Annotated in this window: 9 protein-coding genes; 4 read left to right on the top strand and 5 right to left on the bottom strand. The window is 42.2% G+C overall.

The genetic code is table 11. The annotated features are described in order from the left end of the window. From M595_RS26215 to speE, 3 genes are all read right to left on the bottom strand, one after another. The coding region (locus M595_RS26215; RefSeq protein WP_023069613.1) for an EI24 domain-containing protein at positions 1-480 on the bottom strand (480 nt) is incomplete at its 3' end. A 19-nt stretch (positions 481-499) separates the two neighbouring features. Continuing rightward, positions 500-1,564 carry a branched-chain amino acid aminotransferase gene (locus M595_RS26210; protein ID WP_023068364.1) on the bottom strand — a complete coding sequence of 355 codons (1,065 nt, stop codon included), beginning with the start codon at positions 1,562-1,564 and terminating at the stop codon, positions 500-502. A 405-nt stretch (positions 1,565-1,969) separates the two neighbouring features. Next, positions 1,970-2,914, bottom strand: coding sequence for a polyamine aminopropyltransferase (gene speE, locus M595_RS26205; RefSeq protein WP_023069608.1), 945 nt, complete (start codon positions 2,912-2,914; stop codon positions 1,970-1,972). Positions 2,915-3,367: 453 nt separating this feature from the next. Between speE and M595_RS26200 the strand changes: the two genes are divergently transcribed. Beyond that, positions 3,368-4,168, top strand: a complete 801-nt coding sequence (locus M595_RS26200) for a class I SAM-dependent methyltransferase (RefSeq protein ID WP_023069607.1) — start codon at positions 3,368-3,370, stop codon at positions 4,166-4,168. 48 nt (positions 4,169-4,216) lie between these two features. On the opposite strand, the gene murG is transcribed toward M595_RS26200, so the two are convergent. Further along, positions 4,217-5,290 carry an undecaprenyldiphospho-muramoylpentapeptide beta-N-acetylglucosaminyltransferase gene (gene murG, locus M595_RS26195; protein ID WP_023069609.1) on the bottom strand — a complete coding sequence of 358 codons (1,074 nt, stop codon included), beginning with the start codon at positions 5,288-5,290 and terminating at the stop codon, positions 4,217-4,219. Positions 5,291-5,468: 178 nt separating this feature from the next. Between murG and M595_RS26190 the strand changes: the two genes are divergently transcribed. After that, the gene (locus M595_RS26190) at positions 5,469-6,302 is read left to right on the top strand and encodes a DUF8623 domain-containing protein (RefSeq protein WP_023069606.1); all 834 of its coding nucleotides are present in this window, start codon (positions 5,469-5,471) and stop codon (positions 6,300-6,302) included. 290 nt (positions 6,303-6,592) lie between these two features. Here the strand turns inward: M595_RS26190 and M595_RS26185 are convergent, their stop codons facing one another. Next, positions 6,593-9,649 carry a pentapeptide repeat-containing protein gene (locus M595_RS26185; RefSeq protein WP_023069610.1) on the bottom strand — a complete coding sequence of 1,019 codons (3,057 nt, stop codon included), beginning with the start codon at positions 9,647-9,649 and terminating at the stop codon, positions 6,593-6,595. 260 nt (positions 9,650-9,909) lie between these two features. Here M595_RS26185 and M595_RS26180 point away from each other — a divergent pair, with 260 nt between their 5' ends. Together M595_RS26180 and M595_RS26175 are read left to right on the top strand one after the other, a co-directional pair. Further along, a complete protein-coding gene (locus M595_RS26180) occupies positions 9,910-10,647 on the top strand; it encodes a M50 family metallopeptidase (RefSeq protein ID WP_023069611.1) in 738 nt (245 codons plus the stop codon). Positions 10,648-10,763: 116 nt separating this feature from the next. Further along, positions 10,764-10,945, top strand: a 182-nt coding sequence (locus tag M595_RS26175) for an AAA family ATPase (protein ID WP_023069612.1), incomplete at its 3' end; no start/stop codon positions are given.

Raw genomic sequence — 10,945 nt, 5'->3', positions numbered from 1 at the left:
AAAAATACTGGTGAAACTATTGGGGGGAAGAACTGCGGGTTTACCTGTTCTTAATTCTTCCAATTTTTCTGACAATTGACCATACCAAGGCGCACCCAAAATCCCACCAAATTGCAGTAATAGAAACCCAATTACAAACAATAAAGCCGTCACTAAAACAACTCGAAGTAACCAACCCAAAATCACCGCAGATACATCTAAATACCGCAGCCATGTCGGTAAATTTGTCACCCAAGTATCAATCTGGTTGTCTAAATTAGAAACGAGAACCTCAATCCCATTCAAGCCCGGAAATAGTAACCCCACATACAGGAGAATTCCGACAATAATATTAATCACTACGGGAACAATCACATACCCCCAGAGTTTAGGCGTTCGGATAAACAAACCCAAAGCTCTAAAGGGGTAAGTGAAACCAGAAATTAATCCTACTGGTGCATGAAGAAGCGAGGGGGGTTGTTTTGATTTTTGCGAGTTCATGGTCAATTAAAAACTAAAATTAAACTCGGACAACCCAACCGTGAGAATCTTCACATTTAGCAGTTTTAATATCTTCCAATTTTTGACCCACAGCATGACTATACTTAAATTCAGCAACTGTTGGTAAAGTTAAATCTCGTCCTTGATAATTAATGGTTGAAATTGGAGCAATGGTTGCTGCCGTACCCATCCCAAAAGCTTCCATCAAAATACCACGATCATAAGCCTCAGCAATTTCATCAATAGAAACCAATCTTTCTTCAACTGTAACCCCCATATCTCTAAACAACGTTAACACACTATTACGGGTAATTCCATTTAAAATCGTTCCGGTTAATTTAGGAGTCACCACAACATTATCAATCACAAATGCCAAATTCATCGTACCGCATTCTTCAATATATTTATGATGAATGGCATCTAACCAAATCACATTATCATATCCTTTAGCTTTCGCTTCTTGATCTGCTAATAAACTCGCTGCATAATTTCCCGCGACTTTCGCCGCACCTGTTCCCCCTTCACAAGCGCGAACATATTGATCTGAGACGATTAATTTAACAGGTTGAGAATAGTAAGCACCAACTGGACAAGTAATAATAAAAAATTTGTAACTGTCAGATGGCTTTAAACCAATCAATTCATCCGCAGCAAAATAAATTGGTCGGATATATAAACTTCCTTCTCCCGAGGGAATCCAATTAGCATCGAGGCGAATTAATTCCATTAACCCCGACATAAAAACCTCTTTGGAAATCGGAGGCATACATAATCGTTGAGCCGATAAATTAATCCGTTCAAAATTTGCGTCCTGTCGAAATAATAACGGTTCTCCCGCCTGACTTCTATAGGCTTTCATCCCCTCAAAAACCGCTTGACCATAGTGCAGTGCAGACAGAGAAGGTGCCATCTCAATACGTCCATAGGGAACGATTTTAGCCTCTTGCCAACTCCCATTTTCATAAGATGCAACAAACATATGATCACTGAAAACCTTTCCAAAGGCAACTTGATCTCCGTTGAGTTCGTTGAGGCGAGAATGAGTTACTTTTTCAACCGAAAGGTGAGGAGTGAGTGTTGACATAAAAGGATTTGTCCTGAGATCAGTTTAATTTTATCTAGGATAACCTTTCTGAATCGATAGTGAAAGTCTTGAGCGCAAACCGTAACCCGTGAACTGAAGTCGTGAGGTCAAAAGCCAAAATCTCCCAATCTCCCGACCTCCCCACCTTTCGATCAATTATATTAGTATTATCCCAGTCGGGTTTGATCGGGTGTTAGGTGCTGGATAATCCTATAAAAACTGCTTGAAATCCGGTTACACTGTGATTGTTTTCAGCTATTTTTGAAGTTGATCAACCTCAAATTAAATGACCCGGGCAGTTGGATGACCTCTCCCCCAACCCCTCTCCTGCGAGGCGAGGGCAGTTGGATGACCTCTCCCCCAACCCCTCTCCTGCGAGGCGAGGGGAGTTATAGATCATGTACTTTATTGTTGGCTACTTCCCTTCCCAAAGAACTTAGGCGGTTCAGCCAGGGTGTACACTTGAGTTTCCTCTGTGATCGCTTTGCGGATATGCAGAGGAACTTGCATCATTCCCAAAAACGCCACCCCATCAAACATCCGTAACCCACCTGTGGTTTTCTCCGCGATCAGTTGATCAACTTGTTTGGGATCAGGACGAGTATTAATGGGTTTTGCCGACGCTACTGCAAACCCCCAAGGCGCCCCATAAGTCGAAATATAGCTACTGTAGGGAACAACATGAGGAAACACCGCGTTAACGGTATGGACGAGGCGGACATGAAGTTTCATACTTCCCGGCGAGACGGGGCCTGCTTGAATGACGAGAAAACCATCGGGCGCCAGACAGTTGCGAATTTTCTCAAAATACTCTTTGGTAAATAGCTTGAATGATGGCCCTTCTTCAATCGGATCAGAGAGATCAGAAATAACCACATCCCACGGCTCATCACTGCTATCGAGAAATTCTAACGCATCACCGATCACCAGTTTCAGTCGCGGATCATCAAAAGCATTGGCGTGCATTTCCGGGAGATATTCTCGACAGGCTTCGACAACTTCTCCATCAATATCAACCATCGCCACCTGTTCAACAGTTTTCCAGCGCAAAACTTCCCGAATTGTTGCCCCTTCTCCACCCCCCAAAACCAACACCCGACGAGGTGAGGCGTGAGCGATCATCGCCGGATGCACCAGAGGTTCATGGTAGAGGAACTCATCTCCTGTGCAGGACTGCCATTTTCCATCGAGAACTAGACCTTTGCCATAGGCTCCCGTTTCTACAATATACATCTCTTGAAACGCTGTTTTTTTGTAGGCTAGTACGTTCGTGACCCCGTGAGCATAAATATCCCAAGGCGTGATGTACTCCGTGATCCAAAAATCGGCTTGAAGTTCGTTACCAGACATGAAGCGCCTCCCGTTCGAGCAATTTGATTGCCATCTAGCCAACAGTCTGTAGTTTTTATCACAAAATGAGTCAAAATTCAATCTCTATGGGGTTGAAAATTGGCGAATTGAATGTAAAATCTATCAAAAGCCTTGATTGAGTATAACTTTGAGCTAGAGAGTAAAATCTAGATTAAAGTAGTTCTTGTTCAGTGTTTTTTCTACCTACAAAATCTAACAAATTCCTTGACTCCATGAGTATTCCTACTGATTTGCTGTATTTAAACCCTGATCCCTAGAGTATGAATTGTGAAACTGTCGTGAAAAGCGCTCAAACCGATTGTAAAGTCAAAAAGAGTTTTACCCGGAGCAAGCCCCTCGATGACAATACCGTTTAAACTTTGTTAAACTTAAAAAAAGTTTATCAATAAATACTGCATACTGTTAACCAAAGACCCAACTCCTAAGCGTCGAATGAGTATTAAGACAGCCAACAACACAAAGACCCCCATTCTCAATGATTGGGATGTCCATCTTTACGATGATCGCCACCGCTATGTCTCTCACCTCGCGACTGACTTACTACAATTACTTCATCCCACTCCGGGAGAACACATCCTTGATCTCGGTTGTGGAACAGGCCATCTAACCTATCGGATCACCGGTTCCGGAGCAGAGGTCACTGGTGTTGATAATGCCGTTTCCATGATCGAACGAGCCAGTCATTCCTATCCTCACCTCAAGTTTGCTGTTATCAATGCTGCTGCTTTAGGGATGAATGAACAATTTGATGGCGTGTTTTCCAATGCGGTTTTACATTGGATCAAAGAACCCGAGAAAGTCATAGAAGGAGTTTGGCAGGCTTTAAAACCGGGAGGACGATTTGTTGCCGAGTTTGGGGGTCAGGGCAATGTGGAAACGATTGTTAATGGCATCTATGAAGCGTTAGATGAGGCTGGATATCCAGAAAATCAAAGCTTTAATCCCTGGTATTTTCCCAGTATTGCAGAATATGGCACGCTTTTAGAACGTCAAGGTTTTCAATTACAAGTGGCGACTTTGTTTGATCGGCCGACTCGTCTAGAAGACGGAAAAAATGGTCTGCGAAATTGGATTGAAATGTTTGCCAGTTGCTTCTTTCATAATATTCCGGCTGAACAACAAGAACCCATCTTAACGCGGATTGAGAAGAAGTTGCACTCGAAGTTGTATCACGAAGGAAGCTGGATCGCTGACTACAAACGAATTCGGATCAAAGCGGTTAAACTTCGCTAAAAACAACAAACAAAATTAGGGATTTTTCCTTGATTTTTATTTAATTTCTCATCTATTTTTCTTCCCCTCGCGACTCAACACTTGACTAATAGAATCAGCTAATTGTTCGGCGCTGTTCAATACCGCTAATGAGGCTGTTGCTTCTGCCATTTGTTGGAGTTGTTGAGGGGATGTCAGCAGATGTGAGACTTTACTTTGGAGAATTTCGCTTGTGAGGTCGTTTTGAGGCAGCAATAATCCGGCATCTGCTTCTGCAAACACTTTGGCGTTATGGGTTTGATGATCTTCTGCGGCGAACGGATAGGGAATCAAAATAGAAGGGGTCTGAGTAACGGCTAATTCGGTGAGAGTACCCGCCCCCGCCCGACTAATGGCTAAATTGGCTCGTTTGAATAAAGCTGCCATATTGTCATAAAATGGCAGGGCTAAGTATTGGGGATGCTTTAAATCATCGGTATGGGGATCATTGGTTCCCGTAAGATGCACGACCCAAGCCCCAAGATCAAACCAAGCCGGTGCCGCTTCTCGCACAAACTGGTTAACGGCAACTGCCCCCTGACTTCCGCCGATAACCACAATCAGCGGCGCGTTTTCGGGGATAGAAAAGGATAACGGTTCAGTTTCGGCTAAAAAGGCAGATCGCACCGGAGTTCCCACAATCGCCGTTTTTTGGGCGCGAGGTAAATACTGAGTAGAACAGTCAAACCCCAACGCGACTAAGTTACACCACCCACTGAGTAGACGGGTGACTTTCCCCGGTAAAGCGTTCGACTCATGCAAAATTACAGGTAAACCCAACGAACGGGCCGCTAAAATCGCAGGGGCGGCGATATAACCTCCGGTTGAGAAAACCCCTTGAAAGTTCCCTTGTTTGAGGAGACGGCGAACTTGTAGGATAGAAGCGGTTAAACGGCTAAAAGTTCGCACTGTTCCTAAGCCAAATCGTTGCTGAAACCCTTGAACACTAATCGTATGGAGAGGGTATTGCTGGGGAACAAGCTGTGTTTCTAAGCGGTCAGGTACGCCTAGCCATTCGATTTGATAATCTTGTAATTGGGCGGCCGTTGCGATCGCTGGAAACAAATGTCCGCCTGTACCACTAGCTGCAATCAATAATCGCATGAGTGTTTTGAATTGGGTGTATCCTAAACAGAGCTGTAAGTTTTAAGTTACCATTAAAGTTACCATTATTGGGTATCGAAAACCGGATAACTGACAACTGTACATAGAGGTTAACGGTTGTAAAAAGCCGCTAATTCAATATTTATCGACTTAATTACTAACAACAAAACCGTTTCTTATGACGATTTTTCCTTCTCGGCAACTTCCTTCTCTTGTGTCTCGTCGCCGTCAAAAGTTTTCTCCGATGCTTTCTGTTCTACTCGGTCTGGTATTGTGGGGAATGACAGGTGTTGATTCGAGTCGGGTTCACGCCCAAGAACCGCCCGAAACCGCGCCCTCAGAACTGACGACTTTAATAGAAGGAATAGAAGCCGCAGCCAATCGTCAGGATGTGAAGGGGGTACTAGAATTTTATAGTCAAGATTTTAGCACAACTGAAGGGTTAGATCGTCGGAGTTTAGAGCAGGTTTTAAACCAACTTTGGCAAAATTATTCTAATATTAATTATCAGACTCAGTTGCAATCCTGGGAAAAAGACGGATCAGCAATTATCGCAACTACAGTTACAGAAATTACCGGAACTCAAGACTTAAATGGTCGAGAATTTACACTCAATTCCACAATTACTTCACAGCAACGAGTAGAAAATCAAAAGGTTGTTCAACAAGAAGTCTTAGCCGAACGCAATCAATTAACCAGCGGCGAAGAACCCCCAACGGTGACATTAGTTGTACCCGAACAAGTAAAAACAGGTCAAGAATATAGCATTGATGCGATTGTTGAAGAACCTCTCGGCGATCAAATTATGATCGGAACCGCTATTGAAGAACGAGTCACACCCAGAGCGTATTTAACCGAGTTTCCTTTAGAGTTGGAGTTCTTACCTTCTGGGGGTGTATTTAAAATTGGAACCGCACCAAAAACACCGGGACATAATTGGATTTCTGCAATTTTAATGCGTCCAGGTGGGATTACGATGGTGACACAAAGATTAAAAATTGTTGAGCGATAAGTACAAATCAGTAGGGTGTGTCAAATAATAATTCTTGCAATTCCCAACAGAAAACCCAAAAAATTGACGCACCATTCTACTACTAATCTTATCGAAAAAACCAATCAGTAGGGTGTGTCAAACAACTCGGGTTAAAATTCCCAACAGAAAACCCAAACAATTAACACACCATTAACCGTTAGTTCCATCAAATAATGCTTGTTATAATTCCCAACCTGAAATTATTCCTCCTCACCCAACGCCTCTAAATCTTCTGACGAAAACGAATTTTCCCCCGCTTCAAATTCAGATTATTGTTTCCACGCTTCTGGTACGTTTTTAGCTTCTTCTAACCCAGTAACGTTAGACCATTTTGTGTGATTATCCCATCGAATATCACTGAGGTTGGCACAACTGAGGTCGGCACGAATGAGGTTGGCACAACTGAGGTTGGCACAACTGAGGTCGGCATCACTGAGGTTGGCATCACTGAGGTAGGCATAACTGAGGCTGGCACCACTGAGGTTGGCACCACTGAGGTTGGCATAAAAAAGAGAAGCACGAATGAGGTCGGCACTTCTGAGGTTGGCATTACTAAGGTCGGCACTTCTGAGGTTGGCATCTCTGAGAATGGAACTTCTGAGGTTGGCATGACTAAGGTTGGCACCACAGAGGGTGGCATCATGGAAGTTGGCACCAATGAGGTTGGCACGACTGAGGTCTACACCACCGAGCCTGGCACGAATGAGGTTGGCATCACTGAGGTTGGCATCACTGAGGTTGACATCACTGAGGTTAACGTTAAAGAGGTCGGCACTTCTGAGGTGGGCACTAATGAGGAACTTACTTATAATGTTTAAAAAAGTATTTACTTTCAGACTATAGGTGTACCTAATAATTTGTAGTAATCTTTGTTTGTCAAACTCCTCACTTCCCGGTTGACCGCAGGGATGAAAATGTAATTTCTCTTTTAACTCCTGTTTTAACTGTCCATAACGATGCAACTCAAATAGCAAAATCATCACGTTTAAACCGGTATAAATATCAACCTGTCGCTGTCCGCGTTCGATGTCTTGTTGTTGGAGTTGTCGGGCTTTTTTCAAAGGCAACATTTCCTCGGTTGCATCCCAAAGTTCGATAAAATCTCCATTACACCAGCGTAGATAAAATTCATGCAGTCGTTCAAATAGCACTCCAAAGTCAATCTCGTTTTTAATCAACAGTGCCATCAAATATTCCACAATCTCAGCAGTCAGATTTCCATAGCCAAACAAATCATAAATTTGCCGCTCTAACTCTTTTGTGGGCATTTCATAAGTCTTTCCCCGTTTCTTACTTTTAAAGGTAAATTCCTCTAACGTTTCTGCCATGCGTTCAGCACAGAGAAATTCCCCAAAACTTTTGTGAAAAAACTCAACAGAATTATCTGCCGTTCCCGACTTGAGATAAAAAGCAGCCAGGGCATTTTTCAACGCTTCCTCTGAACCCGTTTGACGTGCCTTTTCTATCAGTTCTTTTGCGCCCTCATCTTCTTTTTCCAGAAGTCGGCTTTCAATCATTTTAATCGAAGCATATTCCCGTCCGGACTGCACCACACAGAGTCCGGCTTCGGCTAATAAACTGCGTAAATCTTCCGGTTCTAAGCCTGTAAATTTCGGATTAAGACTTTCTCCGTCTTCCGTTCGTTGTTTGTTCAATACCCACTCTAACGCCTGTTCATAAATTAGAATTTTAGCTTGACCTGCATCAGCATTTTCAAACATATCAATGTGGAGTTGTTCGTCACGATGCAAAACGGCTAACAAGTACAGTAACAGGGGTTCTTTCGCCAAATATTTGGCTTGCTGCGGACAACGTTCATCCTGTAAAAATTGCCAAAAATTATCCGTTTTTGTTACTGCAATTAGTGAGTTAGAATCAACGACCGTTTTCCATTTTTCCAACCACTGCTGCTGAATGGTTTCATCCATCGGGATAATTTCAATCTGCTTGAATTTGCCTGGTTCTAAATAACGATTGCCAATGTCATCAAACGCTGTTAACTCTCTATATCTAATTCGATCTAAAGGTCTACCTGTAATTAAAACTCGATGACCCTGTTCATTATTCCTTGAACACCGTTCTTGAAAATCTGCAACTTGATCGAGAAAGAATTTTAAATCATTGCCTTTTCCCCGTTCTAAAAGTAACTCATCGAACCCATCCAATAAAAATAGAAAGCGAGTATTAGAGTCGGTTAACCATCCACTATCAATTCGAGTAAAATCTCGATCAATTACAGTGGCGAGTGTTTCATTGATATCATTGGAAAAACTTTTAATATCCCGCAATCGAATTAAAATTGGGGTATAAATCGGATGGAGTTCTCGTCTTACCCAGTCGGAAAACATTCGACAAAATACACTTTTTCCCCGTCCTGGCCCTCCTTGAATAAACAGAACTTGACCTTTTTTGTGGTCGTCTAGTAATGTTGTTTTTGCCCACTGTTCGATATTTTGCGAGTCAGAATCTTCTCTAAATTCTCCATTAGAATCAACAAGTTTCACATTCATCGGAACGTAAATTTGCCGAAACGTAAACTTCTCATCAAAAACCTTTTCTTCCGGTTTTTTAGCAATCACTTCTTCTAAATATTGGTCAATACTGTGGTAAGCTTCGATATCTTTTAGCCAACCGTCTCCGTAAATTCCCGCCAACTTTTTCGCAGAGTCTCGTACTTCTGCAACGGCTTCTTTCATATAGCGGTGAGTATTGCGAGAAATTCGTTCTGTTGTTATTTTTGCGGTGTTTTCATCCAGTCCAGACTCTTGGAAACGTTCGACGAGAATAGGGTTAAAGACTTTTGCCAAAGGAGAATCGTGGAAACAAATTAGAGTTTTTCTGGCTTCTCGGTCATCAAAGTTAATTTCTTTTCCATCAACTTCTATAGTTTCACCTAACTTTTTAATCTGTTTTGCGACTTTTTCTGATGCTGTATTTTCGGCTAATTCTAGTTCGGGATGTTCTTCTAAAAAAACACGTAAACTTTCCAAATAGGCAACTTGAGAAACCAACTGAACGGAATCTTCTAAACTGGGTTCACTGCGAGTTTGTTCAGCAATATAACTTAAAATTCCTGTCGCAATGGGAAGAAAAGGTAACGTAGCTTTTGCAACCTCTCCCAAAGGGGAATTGAGAACATCCAATAACGAATCAATATTGTTAATGATGGGTGCAAGTTTTTCGTCGTTTTTATTCTCCTTTAACGCTTTGGCGAGTTCAAAAACTGCTTTTCCCGCTTCCACGCTTGTCGAAACCGTCCCCGTTAAAGACAGTTCAATGTCAGTGTTGAGAACGATCCAAATTTTGCGTAAGAGTTTTCCCGCCATTGTTAAATTTTCCTAAAACTTCTCGTTTAAGTTGGGATCAGTCTTTTCAATTTTAACACGGTTTGAAAATGTGATATTATGAAGTATAAATATTTAACCTTTAGTTAGACCTTATACCGGATTTGCAGTTAGTTAAAATTAGCAGCTACAATTAGAAAAGCATCAATAGCCATCAGAAACCCTAAAGTTCTATGATGTAGATAGATGATAGAACTTGACCAAGATTTCAATTTAACCTACATTTGACCGACGCTTAACCGATGAAAAATCTAAATCTGCAACCGTTTGAGGGAACAACCGGAAACCGCAACCAAATGGGGATAAGCTGGCTAATTGGCGCCGCTGCTGTTACCCTCGTTTTGTGGCAATTTTCTTGGGGAGATTATATTCTTTATCCCTTTTCAATTCTCGCCACTTGGTTTCACGAAATGGGTCACGGACTAACAGCGTTACTCCTGGGGGGAGACTTCCGAAAATTAGTCATGCTTCCCAACGGTTCTGGCTTTGCGGTACATTCGGGTTCGTTATTTTTAGGTCGTATTGGACTGGCGTTGGTGGCTGCAGGTGGCCCATTAGGGCCGGCGTTTGCGGGAGGATTATTTATTATTTCCAGTCGTCGCTACAAAAATGCTCAGATTTGTTTAATGATTCTTAGCGGTTTATTACTCTTTTCTGTGTTAATCTGGGTGCGATCGCTATTTGGAATTGTGGCGATTTCTCTGTGGGGGGCTGGCTTGTTATTTACTGCCCTAAAAACACCCCATTGGTTCCAAGGATGGGCGATTCAATTTTTAGGTGTGCAGGCGATTATTAGTACCTACCATCAACGGGGTTATTTATTTATGAATAAAGCCGTGATTGGAGGTCGAATGATTATTTCTGATACTGGACAAATTGCTCAACAACTCTTTCTACCCCATTGGTTTTGGGCGTGTTTAATTATTCTAATTTCTGTAGGAATTTTGGTTCAGAGTATCAGAATTGCTTACCGAGATTAGCCAGCAACACTCTATCATCCCAGTCAAAAATATAGTCTCAAAAAATCAGCCAAGATTTCACAGCAAAAAGCATTGAAATTCTGATATTTTCTGGCGTGTATCCAGGGGAGGCTTCTATGGTTTCAAACTTATATATCGCAGCAGTAGACTCCGACAGTGGTAAATCTCTTGTGTTACTCGGCATAATGGAATTACTATCTAAACGCATTGGTCGATTGGGTGTTTTTCGTCCAATTATTCATCGTCGAGATCAACCTGATCCTGATATTGAATTAATTCGCAGTCGTTATCAACTGAA

It is taken from the genome of Lyngbya aestuarii BL J (genome assembly GCF_000478195.2).
GTDB lineage: Bacteria > Cyanobacteriota > Cyanobacteriia > Cyanobacteriales > Microcoleaceae > Capilliphycus > Capilliphycus aestuarii.
The sequence above is the reverse complement of the archived record's forward strand: the minus strand, read 5'-3'. Positions and strand labels throughout refer to the sequence as shown.